The following is a 24,498-nucleotide window of genomic DNA, read 5'->3' as shown; positions in this document are numbered from 1 at the left end:
TTGATGCGTTTCTTCCGGCGATCGCCAACCCGTTCGCTGACCGGCGCCCGTCTTGAGCTCGCATCCGGCCAGCGTCACCGCCGGACCGCATTGCTGGCTGTCGGCCTGCTGCTGGCCGCAGCGCTGCTCGCTGGCGGCCTGCGTTACTTCGAAAGCCATTTCTCGCCGGCCCGCCGCGCTGCCGAACTCGAACGCGAGAATGCCGCCTTGCGGGCCGCGGTGGACCGTGACCGGCTCGCGCTTGAGATGGAGAAGGCGACAAGGCTGGAACTGGAGAAGCAGCTTGGCGAACTGAACGACAAGCTGAAGGCCTTGCAGGCGGAGCTTGTTTTCTACAAATCTCAAGGCCAGGCACGGCCCTGAGCCAGCTTCCTTCCGGGCTGTGCGGTTTGCGGCTCATCCAGAACAAGGAGTGTTCACCATGTTTCGCAAGAAGCAGGGCAAATCCATCGAGATCACCAAACTCTCAAGCCTGATCGCGGACAACGTCCATATCGTCGGCGACGTGGTGTTTTCCGGTGGTCTGCGCGTTGACGGTCATATCGAGGGCAACGTCATCAGCAAGGAAGGTGCCCGGGGGCTGCTGGTCGTCAGCGAGAAGGGCAGCATCAAGGGCAAGGTGGTGAGCTACGACGCGGTGGTGAATGGCAGTATCAGCGGCGAGCTCACCGTACAGCATTTTCTCGAGCTGCAATCCAAGGCGCGGCTGTCGGGCAGCATCAGCTATCGACAACTGCAGATGGAGTGCGGCGCGACGATGGAAGGCCAGTTGCACAGGCTCGATGAGACGAGCCACGAAGCCAAGGTAGTCGACATCGGCGCATCCCAACACGTCGCGGCCTGATCAGGCCGCAGGAGCGCATTAGCGGGGCGTCATGTTCCGCTTGCACCTCGTCCTCGTTTGACAGGCGGCCTTGTCCGGCCGATGTCAGGCGCCCGGCGGGTCGTCCTCCAGCCAGCCCAGCTTCACGAACAGGCGCCAGGCTAGCCACGCGCCGAACCAGGTCGCGTAGAAGCTGAAGACGATGTCGCTCAGAAAGTGCCCCCCCTGGGTGACGCGGCCCAGGCCGAAGACCGTGCCGACGACGAGGCCGATCAGTGTCCAACGGCGACGTGCGAGCGCTCCGCCGAGAAAGCCCAGGCTTACCAGATAGAACCCTGCCGAGGCATGACCACTGACGAAGGAGCAATTGCCTTCACACTGGTCGGATGGGACGAGGGCTGGCGTGAAAGTGCTGGCGCCTCCAAACACCTCGACCTTGGCCGGGCGGGCCCGACCCCAGTAATCCTTCAGCAGTACATCGACCAGCAGACCGGGGCCGAGTGCAAGGGCGGCGATCAGGAAACCGACCTGAATGCGCCGCCGCCGGCCGTGTGCCCCCCGCTGAAAGCTGTAGGCGAACAGCGCGATGAACAGGCCCAGGATGGTCGCCTTGGACATCAGTGGCACCCCCCGGTAGATCGCGAGCACGAGCGGATGCTGTTCGCCGATGAAACCATGGCTCGCGTTGTAGAAGCTGGCGCTGACCGCGATGTCGATCTGCGGCCACAGGCTGAAGACGATGCCGCAGATGACCATGCTGACGAATACCGTGAGTGTCAGCCGGCTGATGGGGCGTTCGGTCGCAGGTGGCAGATCGGCGATGGGCTTGTCGGTGTTCAAGGGAGGCAGGTCATCAGGTTGGGGGCAAACGGCGGATCAAGGCGACGCCGCCTTTGCGGAAGAGAACGTCGTAACCGCTGTCTGGGATACGGTCGACGCGGGTCAGCGCGATTTCTCCCACTGCCGGTTCGCGTGAAGGCGTGACCGCCTGTCGATACACGCTGAAGCTAGGGGCGTCCAGTCGCCAGACGACTACCGTCGCATCGTACTTGCGTGCCTCGGCTGCAGCGAGCTTGATTGGTCCTTGGAGCACGGCGCCGACCCAGGGGACGACGGTGGTCGTCAGCACGACAACCTGGAGGACCGCTGCGATGGATAGCTGCTTCCAGGCCGGTAGGGTCGTGCGCAGCGCGATCAGCAGCCATCCGGCGAGGGCAGCGATGGTGACTGCGTAATAAGGCCAGCCTGCTTCGCCGAGCGCTTCGCCGAGCTGGGCACGGTAGTAGGCGTTGCCTGCATCGCCCAGCGACAGCTGATGAAAGATGAAAGGCAGTACCACGAAGCAGGCCAGCAGCAGCGTGGGTGGGGCGAGGTGCAGCCATTTCCGCCGCAGGAGATCGCGATGGCAGGCGAGCATCAGGAAGAGTGGCGTCGAACCGTACAGCACGTAGTGCGGTAGCTTGGTCCCGGAAATCGAGAAGAAGACGACGACAAAACCCGCCCAGATCCACAGGAAGCGTCGCACGCCGGTCGCGGCGTCGCTGCGGATCTGGCGCAGCGAGGCCAGCAGCGGCGACGTCCAGGGCAGCATCAGCAGCGGTACCGCGAAGATGTAATAGAACAGGCTGCCTGCGTGGCCTTCCAGTGTGCCGGTGAAGCGTTCGACGTTGTGCTTCAGGATGAAGCCGTCGATGAACTTCTGGCCGTGGATCGCCAGGGCGGCGGTGTACCAGGGCACGACCAGCGCGGCGAGGATGATCCAGCCTATCGGATCGAACACCGAGCGCAGCCAGCGGCGCCATTCCAGCCGGCTGGCGCAGTACAGGAAGCTCACCGCGCCGGGAACGATCAAGGCGATCGGCCCCTTGGTGAGCACGCCCAGGCCGATCCACACATAGCTGCGCAACAGCGGGGCGCGCTGCCCGCTCTCCAGGTGACGCCAGGCGTCGAACAGGGCCAGCGCGAGCAGCATGTTGAGGAGGGCGTCGGCGGTGGCCGCGCGACCGATGGCGAAGGGGCCGAGTGCGGTTGCAGCGACGGTGAGGGCCGCGATCGCGGTGTCGGCACCGAAGCGTTCGCGGGCAAACTGCCAGGTCGCATAGCTCCACACTGCAGCCGCCACGGCCGACGGCAGACGGAAGGCCCATTCGTTGGCGCCGAAGATCAGGAAGCCGATCGCCTGCAACCAATAGACGAGAATCGGCTTGTCGAAGCGGTGCTCGCCGTTGAGATAGGTGGACAGGAAATCGCCGCGCTCGAACATCTCCCGCGTCGCCTCGGAGAAGGCGCCTTCATCCACGTCGAAGAGCGGAAAGGCGCCAAGGCAGAGGAAGAAGCTCAGCAGCGGCAGCAGCAGGGCGAGAAGGTCGAGCGCCTGCTTGCGTTGCATCGGACCGTTCATCTTGCGCCCGCGCGGTACCAGCCGTCGTCACGGGCAAGCTCGCCGGCCGGGCGGGCGAGATAGGCGCGGGTGGAGCCGGATTCGTAATAGACGCGCGCGAGCAGTTCGGCGAGCACGCCGGAAGTCACCATCTGAATGCCGGCGATGACCATGAAGAAGCCGCCGAAGAGCAAGGGCCGAGTGCCGATGGATTCGTCGAAGATGAGCTTGACGCCTGCCAGGTAGGTGAGGATGAGCATGCCTATGGTGCCGAGGCCGATGCCGATGCCACCGAAGAAGTGCCCCGGACGGGTGCGGTAGCGCATGAAGAAGTAGACGAAGATGAGGTCGAGGACGACACGGAAGGTGCGCGAGATGCCGTACTTCGACTGGCCGAACACGCGGGCGTGGTGGGTGACCACTTCCTGGGCGATGCGCCGTGGCGTGGTCACGGTGGCGAGCCAGGCCGGGATGAAGCGGTGCATCTCGCCGTACAGCCGGACGCTCTTGATTGCGCTGGCGCGGAAGACCTTGAGGCTGCAGCCGTAGTCGCGCAGATGAACGCCGGTCATGCGGGCGATCAGGCGATTGGCGATGCGCGACGGGATCTTGCGCAGCAAGAGGCCATCCTGCCTGTTCTTGCGCCAGCCGGCGACCAGGTCGAGGTCCTCGGTGAGCAGGCGGTTGACCATGCGCGGGATGTCGATCGGATCGTTCTGAAGATCGCCGTCCATGGTCACGATCACGCTGCCGCGGGCCGCGTCCAGGCCGGCCTGCATTGCGGCGGTCTGCTTGAAGTTGCGCACGAGCTCGACGATGCGGACATGGGGGCCGAACAATTTGGCGCAACGTGACAGTTCCGCCGGGGTGGCGTCGGAGCTGCCGTCGTCCACCAGCACCACCTCCCACGGCCAGGGGTAGGGGCCGAGGGCGAGGTGAATGCGGTCGAGCAGGGGTTCGACGTTCTCGGCCTCGTTGTACATCGGCACCACGACGGAAAGCGTGTGCTCGGGCAAACCTTCGGGAATTTGCGGTTCGGCGGCGGGCAGGGGCGATTTGCTCATCGAGATCGAGGCTCTTTCAAAGGGAAGTATTCGGGTGGCGGCCGTCGGTGGTCGGCCCCGCATTCGGGAACAGACTTGCGATGGCGCCGGCGGTGACCGCGCAGGCAATCACGAAAAGATGGAGTGCTAGCGCGGCGCGAAGACCAGCGGCGATGTCGATGCCGGCCGGCAGCAGTGCGGCGGCGGCTCCGGCTTCGTAGGTGCCGAAACCTGCTACGCCCTGGATCGGCAGAATTGCCGCGAGTTCCGCCCCGAGGGCGCCGCTGGCACCCACCGCAAGCGGGGCGGCGAGCAGCGCACCGAGCAGCCAGGCCTGGGCTGCGAGCTTCACCATCCAGTTCGTCACGGTCCACAGCCAGCCGTAGCGTGCGTGTGCGGCGGATTCGGCGAAGGCGTCCCGCAACTTGGCAAGCTTGCCGGTGAAGGCGCCGCGCTCGTTCCAGTTGTGCGGACGACGCGCCCAGCGCGGCAGAAACCAGGCTGCGGCGATCAGGCAGAGGATGCCGCCTGCACGCAGCGGGAGGGGCAATCCGGGCCATATCAGTGCGGCCACGATGGCGACGACGAAGGCATCCTGCAGACGAAACCAGAACAGCGATGCGATCGCACGGGGCAGGGGGGTGCCGAAGGTGCGCCCGAGCAGCATCGGAAAGGCCGCCTCGCCGCCCCTAAAGGGCACCACGTTCACCATTGCGTTATGGATCAGCACGATGCGCAGGCAGGCGCCGAAGCGTCCGTGGGCGCTGCCGCGAAATTCGTCGTACACCCGCAGCGCGCGCAACAGGTAGCTGGCGGCGAAGCCGGTCGCGGCGATCGCGACGGCTTGAGGGTCCAGGCGGCCAATGGTCTCGCCCAGCTCGCGCCAGCGCCCGTCGGCGGCCAGCCAGGCCAGCAGCCCAAGGCTGAGGAGAACGGCAAGCAGACGCTTGAGCTTCACGGGGCGCTCCGGCCCTTGAGGCGCAGGAGGGCATGCGCCGCGCCAAGAAGGCCGCATGCGACCAGCAGGTACTGCGCCCACAGGCCTTCTGGATAGCCGACGTCTTCGAAGGCGAAGGCGACGGCTATCAGGGTGAGGATCATGGCCATCGTCCGCACACCGCGGGCGCGCTCCCAGAAGCGCCAGCGCGTGGCGAGCGCGGTGCCGATCGCGCCGCATAGCCAGCCGCCGGCGGCACCGGTGAAGATGTCCAGTGGCCAATGGGCGCCGACGGCGATGCGCGAGAACGAGACGAGGGCTGCTGCTGCCAGCACGAGCAGTGCCGGCCAGCTGCGACCGCTGCGCAGACTGTAGAGCGCGACGACACCGGCGACGACGAAGGCAGTCGTCGAATGCCCCGAGGGGAAGGAGTCGGTTCGCAGGGCCAGGCCGACGACGGTGAAGCTGTCCGGATCGAGCACCGCGGCCGGGCGAGGTTCCGCATAGGTGTATTTCAGGCCTTGTGCAAAGACGCCGGCAAAGGGCGCCGCCAATAGCGTAGCGGCGACCCAGTGTGGTTTTCTCGCCAGCGCCAGCGCGATCAGGCAGAAGGCGCCCAGGGTGGCGCCGAAGTTGGTGATACCGGCCCACAGCGTCGGGGGCAGCCAGCGGCTGGCTGCGGCGTTCCATGTCAGGAAAAGGCCGGTATTGAGGTCTTGCGCCGCGATCAGCCCGGCCATCAGCGCACACACGAGGGCCGGAACCACGATCCAGGGAAGGATGAGGCGGTGGTCGGAGCGGCTGGCGGAGGAATCCGGGGGCAGGGGCATGGGCGAAGCCGGGAAAAAAGCGCGCTATTTTAGCCGATAGGCGTGCTGTTCTGCCTCCTTGCGCATTTCCGCTTCGTCGGCCCGTGGCGCGGGCAGCGCCGTCGTCCGGCTTGGGTGCCGGAAACGGTCAGTGGCTCGGGTATAATCGCCGGTCTTTGTAGCAGCCGGTTGCGCCATGCGTACCGAGCAATGCCCGCATACGTTCTCCACGCTCCTGACTCCATCGAAATGACCCAAATTCTCAAGCTGCGGGGCACGCCCGCTTTGTCCGCTTCCCGTCTGGAACGTCTTTCCCGAGCCGTCGGGGCTGCGTTGCCGAAGCTGCGCGGGCTTGCGGCCGAACACTGGTATTTCGTGGAATTGCGTGCCCCGCTCGGCCAGGATGAGCTCGATCGCCTGATCGATCTGCTCGATGCACGTCCGGTCAGTGCCGAAGCGCCGGCCGGCCATGCGCTGCTGGCAGTGCCGCGCCTGGGAACGATCTCACCCTGGTCGTCCAAGGCCTCCGATATCGCCAGCCAGTGCGGCTTCGACAAGATCGTCCGGATCGAGCGCGGCACCTGCTATTCGCTGGATATCAAGGCGCTGGACGAGAAGCAACGCGCCGCGGTGCTGCCGCTGCTGCACGACCGCATGACAGAGTCGGTGCTGGCCACGACGGACGAGGCCGAGGCGCTGTTCCATCACTACGAGCCGCAGCCGCTTACCACAGTGGATGTGGTCGGCGGCGGCCGCGCCGCGCTCGAAGCCGCCAACGGCGAGCTCGGCCTCGCGCTGTCTGACGACGAGATCGACTACCTGGTCGACAACTTCACCCGCATCGGCCGCAACCCGACCGACGTCGAGCTGATGATGTTCGCCCAGGCCAACTCCGAGCACTGCCGCCACAAGATCTTCAACGCCGACTGGGTGATCGACGCCCGGCCGATGGAGAAGAGCCTGTTCGGCATGATCAAGGACACCCACAAGGCTCACCCCGAAGGCACGGTGGTGGCCTACTCGGACAACGCCTCGGTGATCGAGGGTGCGGTCATCGACCGCCTGTACCCGGACGCCGACGGCGCCTTCCGCTATCACAACGAGGAAACCCACATCCTCGCCAAGGTGGAAACCCACAACCACCCGACCGCGATCTCGCCCTTCCCGGGCGCCTCCACCGGCGCCGGCGGCGAGATCCGCGACGAAGGCGCCACCGGCCGCGGTTCCCGTCCCAAGGCGGGCCTCGCGGGCTTCTCGGTGTCCAACCTCAACATCCCGGACTTCGTCCAGCCCTGGGAACAGCCCTACGGCAAGCCGGAGCGCATCGCCTCGGCGCTCGACATCATGATCGAAGGCCCGCTCGGCGCCGCAGCTTTCAACAACGAATTCGGCCGTCCCAACCTCGCAGGCTATTTCCGCACCTTCGAGCAGGCGGTCGAAGGCGAGGTGCGCGGCTACCACAAGCCCATCATGATCGCCGGCGGCCTCGGCAACATCCAGGCGCAGCAGTCGATGAAGCCGCAGTTCCCCGCCGGCACGCTGCTGATCCAGCTCGGCGGCCCGGGCATGCTGATTGGCCTGGGCGGCGGTGCCGCCTCGTCGATGGCCACCGGCACCAACACCGCCGACCTCGACTTCGCCTCGGTGCAGCGCGGCAATCCGGAAATCGAGCGCCGTTGCCAGGAGGTCATCGACGCCTGCTGGCAGCGCGGCGACGCCAACCCGATCATCGCCATCCACGACGTCGGCGCCGGCGGCCTCTCCAACGCGATGCCGGAGCTCGCCGACCACGCCGGTCTGGGCGCGAAGTTCGAGCTGCGCGAAGTGCACATCGAAGAGCCGGGCATGAGCCCGCGCGAAATCTGGAGCAACGAATCGCAGGAGCGCTACGTGCTGGCGATCTCGCCGGACGATCTCGAAGTCTTCCGCGCCATCTGCGAACGTGAGCGCTGCCCGTTCGCGGTGCTCGGCACTGCCACCGATGACGGCCACCTCACCGTCACCGACCGCCATTTCGACAACAAGCCAGTCGACATGGACATGCAGGTGCTGCTCGGCAAGCCGCCGAAGATGACCCGCAACGTATCGCGCCGCGCCGTCTTCCTGCCGCCCTTCGACGTCGCCGGGCTGGACCTGAAGGACGCTGCTTTCCGCGTGCTGCGCAACCCGACGGTGGCGAGCAAGAGCTTCCTCATCACCATCGGCGACCGCTCGGTCGGTGGCCTCACCGCCCGCGACCAGATGGTCGGCCCGTGGCAGATGCCGGTCGCCGACGTCGCCGTCACCGCGATGAGCTTCCACGGCTACCGCGGCGAAGCCTTCGCCATGGGCGAGCGCACCACGGTGGCTTGTCTCGATGCGCCGGCTTCCGGTCGCATGGCAATCGGCGAGGCGATCACCAACATCGCCGCCGCCGACATTCCGAACCTCGGTGACGTCAAGCTTTCCGCCAACTGGATGGCCGCCGCCGGCCACCGTGGCGAGGACGCCAAGCTGTTCGACACCGTCAAGGCGGTGTCGGAGTTCTGCATCAGCGCCGGCCTGTCGATCCCGGTAGGCAAGGATTCGCTGTCGATGCGCACCGCCTGGCAGGACGAGGGTGAGAACAAGCAGGTGGTGGCGCCGCTGTCGCTGATCGCCACCGCCTTTGCGCCGGTGGAAGACATCCGCAACACGCTGACACCGCAGCTGCAGTTCCCCGAAGGCGAGGAAACCGAGCTGCTGCTGCTCGACCTCGGTAACGACCGCAACCGCATCGGCGGTTCGGTGCTGGCCCAGGTGTACAACTCGGTCGGCGAACACGCGCCGGACGTCGATCCCGCCCAGCTCGCGACCTTCTTCAAGGTGGTGCAGCGTCTGCGCCGCGAAGGCCTGATCCTGGCCTACCACGACCGCTCCGACGGCGGCCTGTTCGCCACCGTGTGCGAAATGGCTTTCGCCTCCAAGTGCGGCCTGTCGCTGGTGCTCGATACCGTCTGCTACGACGTCTTCATGAACGACGTCGACGGCCTGGAAAAGAAGCCTGACACGCTCAAAGGCCGCTTCGACGACCGCCTGGTCGGTGGCCTGTTCGCCGAAGAACTGGGTGCGGTGGTGCAGATCCGCCGTGCCGATCGCGCGAAGATCACCGAGATCCTGCGCGCCGAGAAGCTCAACTACCACTTCATCGGCGAGCCCAACGACAAGGACGAGCTCCGCTTCTGGCGCAGCGCCAAGCTGGTGCTGAGCGCCACCCGGACCGAGCTGCTGCAGGCCTGGTCGGAAACCAGTCACCGCATCGCGCTGCTGCGCGACGATGCCGAATCAGTCCAGCAGGAATTCGACGGCCTCGCCGACGCGGCCGATCCCGGCTTGTCGGTCAAGCTCTCCTTCGACGTCACGGAGGACGTCGCCGCGCCCTTCGTCGCCAGCGGCAGCCGGCCCAAGGTCGCGGTGCTGCGCGAGCAGGGTGTCAATTCGCAGTTCGAGATGGCGGCGGCGTTCGAGCGCGCCGGCTTCGAGCCGGTGGACGTGCACATGTCCGACCTGCAGAGCGGCCGCCGCCAGCTGGTCGATTTCCACGGGCTCGCCGCCTGCGGCGGTTTCTCCTACGGCGACGTGCTCGGCGCCGGCCAGGGCTGGGCAAAGTCCATCCTGTTCAATCCGGCGCTGCGCGCGCAGTTCGAAGCCTTCTTCGGCCGCAGCGACACCTTCGCGCTCGGCGTCTGCAACGGTTGCCAGATGATGGCCCACCTCGCGCCCATCATCCCGGGCGCCGAAGCCTGGCCCACCTTCCACCGCAACCGCAGCGAGCAGTTCGAAGCCCGCTTCGTGATGGTGGAAGTTTCGGAGAGCCCGTCCATCCTGTTGCAGGGCATGGCCGGCAGCCGCATGCCCATCGTCGTCAGCCACGGCGAGGGCAGGGCCGTGTTCGCGGCCGAGGCCGACCGCCAGCAGGCGCTGGTCGCGCTGCGCTACATCGACAACCACGGCGCACCGGCCGTCGCCTACCCGAAGAACCCCAACGGTTCGCCGGACGGCGTCACCGGCTTCACCACCGCAGACGGCCGCTTCACCATCATGATGCCGCACCCGGAGCGCACCGCCCGCACGCTGCAGATGTCGTGGGCGCCACAGTGGCTGGTCGAGACCAGCCCGGATGCCTCGCCCTGGCTGCGTATGTTCCGCAACGCGCGCAAGTGGCTGGGCTGAGGAAAATGATGTCGATCAAGGCGGCGATCCTGGCAACCGTTAGAATCGCGCCTTGAGCTGAACCCTGACCCAAGCTACCCGACCACCATGTTCCGAGTCCACGCCCGGCAGCGCTTCACCGCCTGGATCGCCTGTCTGGCGGTCCTGCTGGGTGCATTGATGCCGACGATCGGGCAGGCAACGGTGGTCGCTGGCGACAGTTCGGGGCGCTGGCTGGAAATCTGTACCGCGATGGGACTGGAACGCATCGCGGTGAACGATGGCAGCGACGAGCCGGATGGTTCGCCCGCTGACGCAGACGTGGCGCATTGCCCCTACTGTCTCACCCATGCCGGCAGCTTCGCGCTGCCGCCGGTCGAACTGCCGGCCTTCGCCGTGCTTGGCGGGGCCGATGTCGTGCCCACGCTCTTCTTCCTCGCGCCGCGCCCGCTCTTCGCCTGGGCGAGTTCCCGGTCGCGCGCACCGCCTCCCTCCGCCTGACCCTGCCGCACGTTGCGCTTCCCCGTCCTCGGGACAGGGTAGAGCGCACTGCCGGCTCCTGTCGTTCATAACGATTCGTCGCTGCGGCGCTGCCGCCTGGTGTGCTTCCGCACCCGTCCTGCGCCGACCAAACCGGTCGCGCGGGGCCGCGAGTCGTCACGTGGGATACATCCGTTACGGTCCCGGGCTTCCTGCGAAGCACGAACCGGACGTGGGAAGGGGATGCACATGTTTCGTCAGCCGGAGATCAAGCCGGTGGCTGCCGCGGTGGGTGCCGTGCTCGCAGTCTTGTTTTCGCAATTGGCGGTCGCGCAGGGAGTGGCGACAGAGCGTGAATTGAGTCCCGTCGTGGTTGCCGACGGTGGCAGCTATGTACCGCTGGATCCGACACTGCCGTCGTCCAGCCACTCGGTCACGCGCAAGGAGTTGCAGAACCAGAGTTTCGTCAACACCGAGGACGCGCTTGCCTACGCACCCAATACCACGGTCCGCAAGCGTTTCATCGGCGACCGCAATGCCAACCTGTCGGGGCGCTCGTTCGGGACGCTGCAGCCGGCTCGCGGGCTCGCCTATGTGGACGGGTACCTGATCTCCAACTTTCTCGGCCGTTTCGATGCGCCGCGCTGGAACATCGTCGCGCCGGAAGAGGTGGCTCGGACCGACGTGCTCTACGGACCGTTCTCGGCGATCTACCCGGGCAATTCGATCGGCACCACGGTGGCGATCACCACCCGTACGCCCGATGCCCCCGAAGCGTCGGCACGCGTGCTGGCTTACCGGCAGACTCACGACGATTACGGCCTCAAGCGCGACTATGGCGGCGACCAGGAAAGTGTCTTCGCCGGTCGCCGCTGGGGCGACCTGTCGATGTCGGTGTCGCTCAACCGCCTGGCCTATGAGTCGCAGCCGATGGCCTATGCGAGCGCGAGCGCGACCAGTGCCAACGTCGCCGGTCTGCCGGTGGTGAGTGGCGCGGTGCTCGATCGCGATCCGTCCGGCAAGGCGCGGGCGGTGCTTGGCGCGACAGGCATGCAGGAAGGCGTGCAGACCCAGGCCAAGATCAAGCTCGCCTACGACATCGGCAAGGAGCTCCAGGCCGACATGCTGTTCGCGCACTGGCGCAACGACTACCGGGTGAGCAACGAGACCCTGCTGCGCGACGCCGACGGCAACCCCTACTGGCGACCGGCCAGCGGCAGCAGTGCGGTGAACATCGACGGCCAGCGCTACACCGTGCCGGCGATGCCGCCACAGCGCGGTGAGGACGAGCATGTGCAGTTCGGTGGCCGCCTGCGCACCACACGCGACGTCGGCTGGAACCACTCGATCCAGGTGTCGCGTTACCAGATGGACACCGACAGCCTGCGACAGGCGAATGTGTCGGATCCCTTCGCCAAGGGCGCGGTCGCGGGCTCCGACACACGGCGCGACGGGACCGGCTGGACCACGCTGGAGCTGCAATCGACCTGGACGCCGGCGCAGCACCTCGGCCATGCGCTTACGTTCGGCTATCACCGCAATCTCTATGAACTCGAGAACCGGGTGTATGCGCTTGCGAACTGGCATTCGTCGGCCAATCGCGGCGCCGAGACGCAGAGCTATCTGGGCAAGACCGAGGTGCAGGCACTCTATGCACAGGATGCCTGGCGCTTCCACCCCGACTGGGTGGCAACGCTGGGCCTGCGGCTGGAGCGCTTCCGTGCCTTCGACGGCGCGCAGTTCGCGGCCGGAAGCAGGGTGGAGCACGACGACCGCAGCGCCTCGGCGGCCAGCCCCAAGCTGTCGCTCTCCTATGCGCTCAGCGACACCTGGCTGCTGCGCGCGTCCTACGGTCGCGGCGTGCGTTTCCCGACGGTTTCCGAACTCTTCCAGGGCACGGTTTCCAACAACAGCATCTATAACAACGATCCCGATCTGAAACCGGAAAAGAGCGACGCGATGGAACTGTCGGCGATGCGCGATACCGGCGCCGGCAACCTGCGGATCTCGCTCTACCAGGACAACATCCGCGACGCGATCTATCAGCAGCGCCAGGATGTCGGCGGTGTCGCGGTCAACACCGTGCAGAACGTGGCGAGGGTGCGCACCCGCGGGATAGAGATCGCCTGGCAGGCGGCCGACGTCCTGATCGAGGGCTTCGACCTGCAGGCGAGCGCCGCCTACAACGATGCCGTCACCGTGTCGAATCCGGCTCTGCCGGCGACCGAGGGCAAGCGCTTCCCGCGCATTCCGCGGGTACGGGCAAGTCTTCATGGCAGCTACGAGCACGGACCTTGGACCGCTTCGCTGGGGATACGGCATTCAGGCCGGCAGTACGGCGAACTCGACAACAGCGATCGCAATGCCGACACCTTCGGCGCGGTGTCCAGCTTCACCGTGGCGGATGCACGCTTTATCTATCGCTTCGGCCGGCAGGCGAGTCTTGCCCTCGGCGTCGACAACCTGACCGACGAGCGCTACTACGTCTATCACCCTTATCCCGGGCGGACCCTGTATGCGGAATTCAGCCTTGCGTATTGAGGAGCTTGCATGACATCGAACAGAACACTTGCGGGCGCGTGGCTGCGCAGGTCCGGGGGCGTCGTGCTGCTGGCTGTCCTTGTCGGCGGCAGCGCCTATGTCGGGGCGCATGAGGGCCATCGCGGACAGGAGGCTGCAGGGACTCGCGCCACCCCTTCCACCACCTCTGCCCCGGTTCGTCCGGCGCTCGGCAGCAGCGCCGCCTACGCACCCGACGGCTGGCTGTATGCGGTGACGAGCGAGGACGGTCATGTGCTGTTGCACCGCAGCGCCGAGGGCCGGATATGGCAGACGGTGACCAAGGTCAATCGCGAGCCCGAGCCGATTTCCGCTGACGGCGAAAACCGGCCCAAGCTTGTTTTCGGCGCCGATGGCAGCGCGCTGGTGTCGTGGACGCGGCCGCTGTCCAAGCCCTACAGCGGCGAGATCCGTTTCGCCCGTGCAGCGGACGGCGAGCATTTCGACGCGCCGATCACCGTGCATCGCGATCGCAGCGAGATCACGCACCGTTTCGAGTCCATGATGGTGTCGGGCGAGGGGCAGGTGGTCGTGGCCTGGATAGACAAGCGCGACCTCGAAGCGCACAAGCGGGGCGGGGAGGGCGATAGCGCCTATCGCGGCGCCGCGATCTATGCTGCCGTCTCCACCGACAACGGTCGCAGCTTCGCAGCTGAGCAGAAGCTCGCCGACCATTCCTGCGAGTGTTGCCGGATTGCGATGGCGCGGGATGTCGATGGCCAGCCGGTGCTGCTTTGGCGGCATGTGTTCGAACCCAACGAACGCGATCACGCGATGCTCCGCATCAATGCCCGGCTGCGGCCGGAGGGCTTGCAGCGCGCCACCTTCGACCGTTGGCGGATCGATGCCTGCCCGCACCACGGCCCCTCGCTCGCCATCGCCGAAGACGGCACGCGCCACGCGGTGTGGTTCAACGAGCGGGACGGCGAGACCCGGGTGTTCTATGGCCGCCTGGGGGCCGCAGCCGTCGAAGGCCAGCGGCTGGTGGGTGACGATCGTGCCGCACATGCCGATATCGAGGTCACGGGGAAGGAGGTCGCGATCGTCTGGAAGGCGTTCGATGGCGAGCGTACCGTGCTGCGCGTGGAACGCTCGATGGACGGTGGCCGGCATTTCGACGAAGCGAAAACGCTCGCTACGACCGAAGGCGCATCCGACCAGCCGCGACTGCTGCGACATGGCTCTCGCATGTTGGCATTCTGGCGAACCGAACGTGAAGGCATGAAGGGGTACCCCTTACCATGAAGCGCCTAACACTCGTGATGCTCTGCTTGCTGCTTGGCGCGACGACCGCATCGGCCGCAGACGGGTTTCGCTTGCTCGACCGGGCTGCCGCCCAAAGACTGGTGGATCCGGCCGCGTACCGCTCGCCCACCATCGTCGCGCTGTGGTCCACCGACTGCGTGCACTGCAAGAAGAACCTTCGCCTGCTCGCCGAACTCGCCGCGGCCGGGCACGACCTCAAGCTTGTCACGGTCGCGGTCCAACCCTATTCGGACGACCTGGCCGAGCCCTTGCTGCGGCTTGCGGTGCCGGGAGAACGCTACGCCTACGGCCACGATGCGCCGGAGGCGCTGGCGTTCGCGCTGGATCCGAAATGGCGCGGCGAACTGCCGCGTACGCTGCTGTTCGACGGTCGCGGCCACCGTATCGCCATCTCCGGGGTGCTCGACCGCGACGCGGTGGTCAGGGCGCTCGGGCGCTAACCGGTATGCCCGGCAGGTTTCGATTAGACAACTCACCCACTCAAGCAGGAGAACACACATGAAGAACCGTACGATCGCCGGCCTGTGCGTCGCACTTGTTGCCACCGTCGTTTCCGCCACGGCGCTGGCGCAGGTCAGCGTGAGCGAGCCCTGGGTGCGCGCCACCGTGCCACAGCAGAAAGCCACCGGCGCCTTCATGCAGCTCACTGCGGCCGAGGATGCGAAGCTGGTCGAGGTGCGTTCGCCGGCGGCCAAGGTCGTCGAGGTGCATGAAATGGCGATGGAGGGCAACGTGATGAAGATGCGCGCCATTCCCGCGCTCGCGCTGCCGGCCGGTAAACCGGTCGCGCTCAAGCCGGGTGGCTACCACGTCATGTTGATCGACCTCGTGGCGCCGGTTAAAGAGGGAGAGACGGTGCCACTGACGCTCGTCGTGGAGGGCAAGGACGGCAAGCGCACGACAGTGGACGTGGCGGCGACGGTCCGGCCGCTGAACGCGCCGGGCGTGGCGCCGATGCACAAGCACTGACCGGACATGTCATGCCCGCCGGCCCGCTGGGGTCGCCGGGCCTGGTGTCGATGCCGACACTTCATTCCTTGCTCAGATGATCAGGCGCAGCCTTCGCCGACGGTTCATCGCGGCCGTGGTCCTGGTGACCCTGCTGCTGCCCGCGTTCGCGCCGGCGTTGCCGATGGACGTCCACCGCCGCGGCGCCGATACGGCTGCCTGGGCCGAGGTGTGTACGACGGATGGCATCCAGCGCCTCGCCGTATCGGACGAAACGGGCGGTAGCGAGCCGCCCGATGCGGGCAGGGCACATTGCCCGCTCTGTCTGCCCAACGGCAACCTCCTGGCCTTTCTGCCGCCACCACCCCCGTGGGTGCCTGCCTTGCCGGCTGCGAGCACGCGGCCGGCCTACCCCGAGACGCCCGGCGAACCGCCAACCGGCGCCATCTGGCCGGCGTTTCATTCGCGTGGGCCGCCGCCGTCCGCCTGAGCTTCTTCCCCGGTATTCCCTTTCCCGTTCCATATCGCTGAACGCCGGCGTCGGATGGCTGCGTCCGCAGTGTTCCGTGCCGCGTGTGCTGGCTCGTTCCGATGGTGCTGGTGCCGTCTTGGGGCGATCCGATGACCTTCTCCCGCCGACGCAGTCGTCGCGCGGGTGGCAGCGCACGTCCAGGCGTCATGTATCTGGTTTGAACCGAAGCGGATGGGACACACGCGATCTGTCGACCGGCAGCCCACTTGCCGACGGCAGCGCTCTCTTGAACTCGTGGAGCTTTGTCGATGTATCGTCTGAAATATTCCCCGTTCGCCGCCGTGCTGGCTGCGATCGCCGTACCGCTGCATGCGGCGGAAGCGCCGTCTTCCCTCGAGCAGGTCGTGGTGACCGCGCCGACGATGGCCGATCCGCCGACCGTGGTGACCGACCCGAAGGCACCGCGCCAGCCGATTCCCGCCCATGACGGCGCCGACTTCCTCAAGAGCATTGCGGGCTTTTCAGTGATCCGCAAGGGTGGCACCGACGGCGACCCGCTGCTGCGCGGGATGTCCGGCTCGCGCCTGGGCATCCTGCTCGACGGGCAGGAAATCTACGGTGGCTGTGGTGGTCGCATGGACCCGCCGACGGCCTACGTCTATCCCGAATCCTATGACAGGGTGACGGTGCTGAAAGGACCGCAGAGCGTGATCTATGGTGCGGGTTTCTCGGCCGGCGCCGTGATGTTCGAGCGCGATCTCAAACCGCTGGTCGAACCGGATTGGGCGCTGGACGGCAGTCTGACGGTGGGCAGCTTCGGCCGCAACGATCAGGTGGTGGACGCACGCGGTGGCACCCCGGCGTTCCAGGTCCGGGCCGGGGCAAGCCGTGCGCACGCCGACGACTACGAGGACGGCGACGGCACGAAGATCCACTCGCGCTATACCCGCTGGAGCACCCAGGCGGCGGTGGCGTGGACGCCGGACACCGATACCGCCCTCGAACTGTCGATGGCGCACAGCGACGGCGAAGCCGCCTATGCCGACCGCGGCATGGATGGTTCGCGCTTCTCCCGCGACAACCTGGCGCTCATGTTCGAACGACGAGAACTGTCGCCGTTGGTCGAGAAGCTGTGGGCGCAGGCCTACTACAACTACGTCGATCACGTGATGGACAACTACAGCCTGCGCGATCAGCCGCTGGCCAACCGGTTTTCGGCGATGAACCCCGACCGCATTACCACCGGCGCACGCATCGGCGTGGTGCTTGCGCCGGGCGAGGCGTGGCGGGTGACGCTGGGCGCGGACGCCAAGGAAGACATTCATCGCGGTCGCAGTGCGATGAACAGGGCCAGCGGTGATGCCGCGGAGGACTACTTCGAGAGCCTGCCGTACGAGGAGGACATGCGCTTCCGACAGTTCGGCGTGTTCGGCGAAGTCGCCTATCGTGATGCCGGCGGCGGCCGCACCGTGGCCGGGTTGCGGATCGACGAGCATGCCGCGAAGGACGGTCGGCGCTGCGTCGCCGGCATGTTCATGAACGGCATGTGCATGATGGTACCGGCCAACCAGACCCGCGGCGAAACCGACCGCGCGACGCTGACCAGCGGTTTCATGCGCTACGAGGGAGTGCTTGGCGATACGACCTGGTATGCCGGGCTAGGGCATGCCGAGCGTTTTCCCGACTACTGGGAGCGCCTGTTGCGCGACGAGGATACGCTCAACAGTGCTTTCCTCAGCATCAAGCCGGAAAAGACCACCCAGTTCGACCTCGGCGCAAACTGGACGAGTGGCGCCTGGAGCGGATCGTTGTCGGGCTACATCGGCAAGGTCCAGGACTACATCCTTCTGACCTGGATCGCACCGAGCCGGGTGCGCAACGTCGACGCCACCGTGGTCGGGCTGGAGGCGGACAGCGTCTGGCGATTCGCGCGCAACTGGCGCGCAACCGGCACGCTGGCCTGGGTGCGGGGTGAAAACTATACCGACGACAAGCCGCTCGCGCAGCAGCCGCCGCTCGAAGCCAGGCTGGCGCTGGAGTACGACGACGGCACTTTCTCCTATGGTGGCCTGCTGCGCATGGTGGCGGACCAGCACAGGGTGGATGTCGGCTCCGGCAACATCGTCATGAACGGGCAGGACATCGGTCGTTCGCCCGGATTCGCGGTGTTCTCCGTGAATGCGGGCTGGCGGCCGCGCAAGGGGTTGCTGGTGACGGCGGGTATCGACAACCTGTTTGATCGGACCTACGCGGAACATCTGTCGCGTACCGGGGTGTCGCTCCCCGGCTTTGTGTTTCCGGCGGATACGCGGATCAACGAGCCCGGCCGCAACCTCTGGTTGAAAGCCCGGCTCGCGCTGGACTGATCGAGCCAATGCATCCTCCCCGTCGACGGATGGACTTCGTCGGGTGTCTGTCGGCGGGCGTCGTTCAATACGTTTCAAACCGTAAGCGAGTCGGTTGCTGCATTGCGGGATCGGGGCTTTGGTCATACCCTTTCCCTGTACCCGTCAGCGTCAGTCCCGCGCCCCGCGCCCATTCCCCGATGAGTTCCGACCAGATCTGCTCAAGGCACGTATTCGCACTTGTCTGGCCCTTGCTGGCCACGATGCCGGCCCTGGCCGACGAAGTGATCCTGACCAACGGTGACCGTCTGAGCGGAACGGTGCTCAGCAAAACGCCGGAAGGCCTGGTGCTGGAAACGAAGTACGCCGGCAAGGTGAGGATCGACTGGAAAATGGTCGAGACACTCAACACCGAGAAACCGGTGCGCGTGCTGATGCGTAACGATGAAGGCGCGCTCGACACCCGGCTCGGCAGTTCGGACGAGGTAGGTACGGTCAAGCTTAGCGAGGTGCCGGAAGTGCCGCCGCTCAAGCTGGATCGGATCGCCTATCTCAACCCGACGCCGAGTCAGTCGGGAGAGGGCACCGAGTACAAGGGCCGCATCAATCTGGCGGGTAGCGCCACCAGCGGCAATAGCGATACGACGCAACTTGCCATCGAGACGGAACTTAGCGGCGTGGCAAAGACGTCGCGCTTCACCACGCGTCTGCGCGGAGAGCAACGCACGGAGAACGGCGGTACCTCGGCCTCGAATGGCCTCGCGAGCGCTGACCGCGACTGGTTTCTTGGTCAGAAGCACAAGGATTTCGTGTATGGACGGACGTCGGCCGAACACGATCGCTTCCGCGACCTGGCCTCGCGCTTCACCGCCGGCGGCGGCTACGGCGTACAACTGGTCGAGAATGACGACGTCGGCCTGTCGGTGAAGGGCGGTCTCGATTATGTGCGCGAGAATCGCTACGACGAACAGAGCCAGTCCTATCCGGCGCTCGGTTGGGGCCTCCGTTACCGCCACTGGCTGGTCGGCCGGTCGGCCGAGTTCTTCCACGAACAGGATGGCTACATGAACGTGGATGAGGTTGAAGACGTGACTTGGCGCTCCCGTACCGGCATGCGCGTCCCGATCGCCGACCGCCTGACTGCTCAGGTCCAGGGCCTGTACGGTTGGGAGGGCAAGCCGGCAAAGGGCAAGGAATCCGGTGATCTCAGCCTTCAGTTCGGCGTGGGGTACGAGTGGTAGGAGTGAAGGAATGAGGGCATCACCGCCAAGCGCGATGATGCCCCCGTAAGCAAGGCGCCGTGTGTTGCCAATAACGGCCGTGTTGACTTACATCCCCTGATAGATCGGCCCTTCGCCGCCCTGCGGCACGACCCAGTTGATGTTCTGGGTCGGATCCTTGATGTCGCAGGTCTTGCAGTGCACGCAGTTCTGGGCGTTGATCTGCAGGCGCGGGGCGCCGCCTTCTCCATCACGGACAATCTCGTAGACGCCGGCCGGGCAATAGCGCTGCTCGGGCGCGTCGTACATCGCCAGGTTGATCGCGATCGGCACCCCGGCATCCTTGAGCTGCAGGTGACAGGGCTGCTCCTCCTCGTGGTTGGTGTTCGACAGGAACACCGAGGAGAGCCGGTCGAAGCTGAGCTTGCCGTCCGGCTTGGGGTAGTCGATCTTCGGGCACTCGGCCGCGGGCTTGAGCGCGGTATGGTCGGCGCTGTTGTGCAGCGTCCACGGCACCTTGCCGCCGAAGAGCTTCTGCTCCGCACCGAACAGGAAGGAGCCCAGCCACAGGCCCTTCTTCATGTAGGGCTTGAAGTTGCGCGTCTTGTAGAGCTCGGCGTGCAGCCAGGAATCCTGGAAGGCCGACGGATAGGCGGTGAGTGCGTCGCGCTCGCGCTTGGCCACCAGCGCATCGAAAGCAGCCTCGGCGGCGAGCATGCCGCTCTTGATCGCCGCATGGCTGCCCTTGATGCGGGCGGCGTTGAGGAAACCGGCGTCGTCACCGATCAGCGCGCCACCCGGGAAGACGAGGCGCGGCTGGCTCTGCAGGCCGCCGGCAGCGATCGCGCGGGCACCGTAGGCGAGGCGCTTGCCGCCCTCCAGATACTTGCGGATCTCGGGATGGGTCTTGTAGCGCTGGAACTCCTCGAAGGGCGACAGGTGCGGGTTGCTGTAGTTGAGACCGACCACATAGCCGACCGCGACCAGGTTGTCCTCGAGGTGATAGACGAAGCCGCCGCCGTAGGTGTCCGCGGGCAGCGGCCAGCCGGCGGTGTGCACCACCAGGCCGGGGCGGTGGTTCTCCACAGGCACTTCCCACAGCTCCTTGATGCCGATGCCGTAGGTCTGGGGATCGACGCCGTCGCGCAGCTTGTACTTCGCTTCGAGCTGTTTGCCGAGGTGGCCGCGGCAGCCTTCGGCGAAGAGGGTGTACTTGGCGTGCAGCTCCATGCCGGGCTGATGATGGGGGCCGGGGCTGCCGTCGCGGTTCAGGCCCATGTCGCCGGTGGCCACGCCCTTCACCGCACCGGCCTCGTCATAGAGGATCTCGGCGCCGGCGAAACCCGGATAGATCTCGACGCCCATCGCCTCGGCCTGCTCGCCCAGCCACTTGGCGACGTTGCCTAGGCGCACGATGTAGTTGCCGTGGTTGATGAAGCAGTCGGGCAGCAGGTTGTTGGGGATGCTGCGGCCGCCCGTCTCGTTGAGGAAGATCACCTTGTCCTCGGTGACCGCGGTGTTGAGCGGGGCGCCGCGCTCCTTCCAGTCGGGGAAGAGCTCGGTGAGCGCCTTCGGGTCCATCACCGCGCCGGACAGGATGTGGGCGCCGATTTCGGCGCCTTTCTCGATCAGGCACACCGAGATGTCCTGACCCTTGGCTTCGGCCAGCTGCTTCAACCGGATCGCAGAGGCCAACCCTGCAGGGCCGCCGCCGACGATCAGGACGTCGAATTCCATCGACTCACGTTCCATCCAATTCTCCTCGTACTCGCTTGCTTGTATCTTGTTCGCTTGGCGGCGGACAGTGTAATACAGGGGGTGAGTCTTGAGCGCCGCAACACCATCGGAAAGCCCGCTGCGCCTTGCTAAGGGCTGCTGCGGACCTGGTCATTAACATACGGTGCCGTATGTTACATTAGACGCGAAGAGCAACCAACAAGGAGACCGGTATGGAGGCCAAGGGCAAGTTCCTGCACGAAACGCGAATCGCCGTACGCTGGGGCGATCTCGATTTCTATGGTCACGTGAATAACACGATCTACTTCCGCTACTTCGAGCAGGCGCGGGTGGAGTGGATAGAGCGGATGGGGTACCGCGTCGGACCCGACGTGCCGACGGGGGCGGTCATCATCAATGCCGATTGCACCTTCTACGCGCCGGTCAATTACCCCGCGACGGTGATCGTACGGATGTATGGCGGAGAGCCTGGCCGCTCGAGCGCAATGACCTGGTATGAGCTCTACGTCGAAGGTGAAGATCGTCTCTACGCGGACGGTGCTGCCAAGGTGGTGTGGATGGATACCGCCACTGGTAAATCGGTGGCGTTGCCGGATACACTTCGCGAAGCGTTGAGTTAGCTATTATCAAATAAATTAAACAATAGAGGAGACCAGTATGAGCATTGCCACCGATCAGGCCTTGTGGGCCCCTTCGCCTGCGCGGATTGCTGCCGCCAATGTCACCGCCTTCCGCCAGACCGCCGAACGCCACTGGAACGTGTCGCTACCCGATTATGGTGCGCTCTACGACTGGTCGGTCGCACAACCCGAGCAGTTCTGGGTCAGCATCTGGGAGGATGGCAAGGTGCTCGGCGAGCGCGGCGAGCGCGTACTGGTCGATGGCGACAGGATGCCGGGCGCGCAATGGTTCCCGGACGCGCGGCTCAACTTCGCGCAGAACCTGTTGCGCAGTCGTGACACGCACGATGCGGTGGTGTTCTGGGGCGAGGACAAGGTCAAGGACCGTCTCTCGCACGGCGAGCTCTATCGCCGCGTCGCCCAGTTCGCCGCGGCATTGCGCGAGCAAGGGGTTGTGGCGGGCGATCGCGTTGCCGCCTATATGCCCAACATGCCCGAGACGCTGATCGCAATGCTCGCCGCGGCCAGCATCGGCGCAATCTTCACCTCGGCCTCGCCGGATTTTGGCGTGCAGGGCGTGCTCGACCGCTTCGGCCAGACCGAACCCAAGGTGCTGGTCGCCTGTGACGGCTATTACTACAACGGCAAGACGGTCGATTGTCTCGCCAAGCTCGCCGAGATCGTGCCGCAGCTGCCGTCGGTCGCGCGCGTGGTGGTCGTGCCTTATGTGCATCACGACCACCACGCGCTGGCGGGTATCCCGCATGCGCGCCTCTATGCCGACTTCGTCGCCCCGCATCATGCGATCACCGAGATCGACTTCGCGCCGCTGCCGTTCTCGCATCCGCTCTACATCATGTATTCCTCGGGAACGACCGGCGTGCCCAAATGCATCGTGCATTCGGCCGGCGGCGCCTTGCTGCAGCACCTGAAGGAGCATCGCCTGCACAGCGACGTGAAGCCGGGTGACCGGGTGTTCTATTTCACCACCTGCGGCTGGATGATGTGGAACTGGCTCGTCTCTGGCTTGGCGGCCGGCGCCACGCTGCTGCTCTACGACGGCTCACCGTTCGCGGCCGACAATCGCATCCTGTTCGACTACGCCGATGCGGAGGGGATGACCCACTTCGGTACCTCGGCCAAGTTCATCGACGCGGCCGCCAAGTTCGGTCTCAAGCCGCGCGAGACGCACAGCCTCGTCACCGTGCGCGCAATGATGAGTACCGGCAGTCCGCTGGTGCCTGAAGGTTTCGACTACGTTTATCGGGATATCAAGGCAGACCTGCAGCTGTCGTCGATCTCGGGCGGTACCGATATCCTGTCCTGCTTCGTGCTCGGCAGCCCGGTGCTGCCGGTGTGGCGGGGCGAGATACAGTGCCGCGGCCTGGGGCTCGCGGTCGACGTGTGGGATGACGAAGGTCGGCCGGTGCGCGGCGAGAAGGGCGAGCTCGTTTGCGCCAAGCCTTTTCCGGCAATGCCCGTGGGATTCTGGAAGGACGAGGACGGCAGCAAGTACCACGCGGCCTATTTCGACCGCTTCCCCAATGTGTGGTGTCACGGCGACTTCTGCGAGATCACGTCGCACGGTGGACTTGTCATCTACGGTCGTTCGGATGCGACGCTCAACCCCGGCGGGGTAAGGATCGGAACCGCCGAGATCTACCGTCAGGTGGAAAAGCTCGATGAGGTGGTCGAATCCATCGTGATCGGTCAGGACTGGCCGCCACAGAACCCCAACGACGTGCGTGTGGTGCTGTTCGTCAAGTTGCGTGAAGGGCTCACACTCGACGACACGCTGATCGAGCGTATCAAGCGCACCATACGCGACAACACCACCCCGCGCCACGTGCCGGCCAAGGTGCTGCAGGTGGCCGACATTCCGCGCACCAAGAGCGGCAAGATCGTCGAACTGGCGGTGAGGAACGTGGTGCACGACCGGCCGGTGAAAAACCAGGAGGCGCTTGCCAATCCGGAGGCGCTGGATTACTTCCGTGGGCGCGACGAGCTGCATGGCTGAATATGTTATGTCGCCGGGCCGCGCGCCCGGCGAAGGATGTTCGGAGGGTGCATCATGCTGATGAATCGTGAAACATCGACATTGCTCGTCATCGACATGCAGGCGCGACTAGCGCCCGCTATCGATGATGGCGAACGCGTCGTCGACAACTGCGCCTGGCTTGCGGCCGTGGCGGGGCGGGTCGGGGTGCCGATCGTTGTCACCGAACATTGTCGCGACAAGCTTGGCGAGACGGTCGATGCCGTGAGGGCAGCAACGGTGGGCGCCGCCTACGTCGGCAAGACCTGGTTCTCGGCGCAGCGGGAGGGGAGTTTGCACGGAACCGCGGTCGATGGCCGGCGCCAGGTCGTGATCTGCGGCGCCGAGGCTCACGTCTGCGTACAGCAGAGCGCGCTGGAGCTGCGCTGGGCGGGCAAGGAGGTCTTCGTGGTGGCGGACGCTTGCGGTTCGCGCGCGGCAGCAGATCGCGAACTTGCGTTCTCGCGCATGCGGTCCCACGGGATCGAGATCGTATCCCGCGAAATGGTTGCCTTCGAGTGGTTGCAGCGCGCGGGTACAGACCTCTTTCGCAGCGTCAGCCGCGACTTCATCCGCTGAGCGTATTGCTGCGAAACAAAGCGAAACCGGCGTAAACCGCCGGGCGCGCTTCCGGCTGCGGGGGGTGATCGGTTA

The 24,498-nt window shown here is 65.8% G+C and carries 20 protein-coding genes; 14 read left to right on the top strand and 6 right to left on the bottom strand.

All coding sequences use genetic code 11. The annotated features are described in order from the left end of the window. Entirely contained in the window at nt 1–363 is a 363-nt protein-coding gene (locus tag CJ010_RS13795; RefSeq protein WP_141018567.1) for a hypothetical protein, read from the top strand. 58 nt (nt 364–421) lie between these two features. After that, nucleotides 422–844: a polymer-forming cytoskeletal protein gene (locus CJ010_RS13790; protein ID WP_141018566.1), complete on the top strand. Its 423-nt coding sequence runs from the start codon at nt 422–424 to the stop codon at nt 842–844. Between the two features lie 84 nt (nt 845–928). On the opposite strand, the gene CJ010_RS13785 is transcribed toward CJ010_RS13790, so the two are convergent. Genes CJ010_RS13785 through CJ010_RS13765 form a run of 5 tightly spaced genes read right to left on the bottom strand, consistent with a single transcriptional unit; the run spans nt 929 to nt 6,013 of the window. Next, nucleotides 929–1,663: a phosphatase PAP2 family protein gene (locus CJ010_RS13785; protein ID WP_240794365.1), complete on the bottom strand. Its 735-nt coding sequence runs from the start codon at nt 1,661–1,663 to the stop codon at nt 929–931. 13 nt (nt 1,664–1,676) lie between these two features. Then, a complete protein-coding gene (locus CJ010_RS13780) occupies nt 1,677–3,212 on the bottom strand; it encodes a glycosyltransferase family 39 protein (protein ID WP_240794364.1) in 1,536 nt (511 codons plus the stop codon). A gap of 8 nt (nt 3,213–3,220) precedes the next feature. After that, complete coding sequence (locus CJ010_RS13775; RefSeq protein WP_141018564.1) at nt 3,221–4,267, bottom strand: glycosyltransferase family 2 protein; 1,047 nt, start codon at nt 4,265–4,267, stop codon at nt 3,221–3,223. A 16-nt stretch (nt 4,268–4,283) separates the two neighbouring features. Further along, nucleotides 4,284–5,204, bottom strand: a complete 921-nt coding sequence (locus CJ010_RS13770; protein WP_240794363.1) for a lysylphosphatidylglycerol synthase domain-containing protein — start codon at nt 5,202–5,204, stop codon at nt 4,284–4,286. Further along, nucleotides 5,201–6,013: a phosphatase PAP2 family protein gene (locus tag CJ010_RS13765; protein ID WP_141018562.1), complete on the bottom strand. Its 813-nt coding sequence runs from the start codon at nt 6,011–6,013 to the stop codon at nt 5,201–5,203. Before CJ010_RS13765 ends, CJ010_RS13770 begins: the two co-directional genes overlap by 4 nt. A gap of 228 nt (nt 6,014–6,241) precedes the next feature. Here CJ010_RS13765 and purL point away from each other — a divergent pair, with 228 nt between their 5' ends. From purL to CJ010_RS13720, 9 genes are all read left to right on the top strand, one after another. After that, on the top strand, nt 6,242–10,183 hold the full coding sequence (gene purL, locus CJ010_RS13760; RefSeq protein WP_141018561.1) for a phosphoribosylformylglycinamidine synthase: 3,942 nt from the start codon (nt 6,242–6,244) through the stop codon (nt 10,181–10,183). A gap of 87 nt (nt 10,184–10,270) precedes the next feature. Next, on the top strand, nt 10,271–10,663 hold the full coding sequence (locus CJ010_RS13755) for a DUF2946 domain-containing protein (RefSeq protein ID WP_141018560.1): 393 nt from the start codon (nt 10,271–10,273) through the stop codon (nt 10,661–10,663). A gap of 228 nt (nt 10,664–10,891) precedes the next feature. After that, nucleotides 10,892–13,183, top strand: coding sequence for a TonB-dependent receptor (locus CJ010_RS13750; protein WP_168224953.1), 2,292 nt, complete (start codon nt 10,892–10,894; stop codon nt 13,181–13,183). Between the two features lie 9 nt (nt 13,184–13,192). Further along, on the top strand, nt 13,193–14,446 hold the full coding sequence (locus CJ010_RS13745) for an exo-alpha-sialidase (protein WP_205754786.1): 1,254 nt from the start codon (nt 13,193–13,195) through the stop codon (nt 14,444–14,446). A gap of 101 nt (nt 14,447–14,547) precedes the next feature. Further along, entirely contained in the window at nt 14,548–14,907 is a 360-nt protein-coding gene (locus CJ010_RS13740) for a hypothetical protein (protein ID WP_240794362.1), read from the top strand. A gap of 58 nt (nt 14,908–14,965) precedes the next feature. Continuing rightward, complete coding sequence (locus tag CJ010_RS13735) at nt 14,966–15,436, top strand: copper chaperone PCu(A)C (RefSeq protein ID WP_141018557.1); 471 nt, start codon at nt 14,966–14,968, stop codon at nt 15,434–15,436. Nucleotides 15,437–15,560: 124 nt separating this feature from the next. After that, nucleotides 15,561–15,905 carry a DUF2946 family protein gene (locus CJ010_RS13730; protein ID WP_168224952.1) on the top strand — a complete coding sequence of 115 codons (345 nt, stop codon included), beginning with the start codon at nt 15,561–15,563 and terminating at the stop codon, nt 15,903–15,905. A gap of 290 nt (nt 15,906–16,195) precedes the next feature. Beyond that, a complete protein-coding gene (locus tag CJ010_RS13725; RefSeq protein WP_141018555.1) occupies nt 16,196–18,253 on the top strand; it encodes a TonB-dependent copper receptor in 2,058 nt (685 codons plus the stop codon). 179 nt (nt 18,254–18,432) lie between these two features. Then, nucleotides 18,433–19,473, top strand: coding sequence for a DUF481 domain-containing protein (locus CJ010_RS13720; protein WP_168224951.1), 1,041 nt, complete (start codon nt 18,433–18,435; stop codon nt 19,471–19,473). A gap of 87 nt (nt 19,474–19,560) precedes the next feature. Here CJ010_RS13720 and CJ010_RS13715 read toward each other — a convergent pair whose 3' ends face one another. Continuing rightward, nucleotides 19,561–21,204 (bottom strand): electron transfer flavoprotein-ubiquinone oxidoreductase, encoded by a 1,644-nt coding sequence (locus CJ010_RS13715; RefSeq protein ID WP_141018553.1) that lies wholly within the window; start codon nt 21,202–21,204, stop codon nt 19,561–19,563. A 197-nt stretch (nt 21,205–21,401) separates the two neighbouring features. Here CJ010_RS13715 and CJ010_RS13710 point away from each other — a divergent pair, with 197 nt between their 5' ends. The 3 genes from CJ010_RS13710 to CJ010_RS13700 are packed head-to-tail and all read left to right on the top strand — an operon-like array spanning nt 21,402 to nt 24,423. Next, nucleotides 21,402–21,809, top strand: a complete 408-nt coding sequence (locus CJ010_RS13710) for a thioesterase family protein (RefSeq protein WP_141018552.1) — start codon at nt 21,402–21,404, stop codon at nt 21,807–21,809. Nucleotides 21,810–21,846: 37 nt separating this feature from the next. Continuing rightward, a complete protein-coding gene (locus tag CJ010_RS13705) occupies nt 21,847–23,826 on the top strand; it encodes an acetoacetate--CoA ligase (RefSeq protein ID WP_141018551.1) in 1,980 nt (659 codons plus the stop codon). A gap of 54 nt (nt 23,827–23,880) precedes the next feature. Continuing rightward, complete coding sequence (locus tag CJ010_RS13700; RefSeq protein ID WP_141018550.1) at nt 23,881–24,423, top strand: isochorismatase family protein; 543 nt, start codon at nt 23,881–23,883, stop codon at nt 24,421–24,423. Nucleotides 24,424–24,498 lie beyond the last annotated feature (75 nt).

This window comes from Azoarcus sp. DD4, from assembly GCF_006496635.1.
Classification (GTDB): Bacteria; Pseudomonadota; Gammaproteobacteria; order Burkholderiales; family Rhodocyclaceae; genus Azoarcus.
Note: the sequence above shows the minus strand (reverse complement) of the source record. Positions and strands in the feature narration are given on the sequence as shown.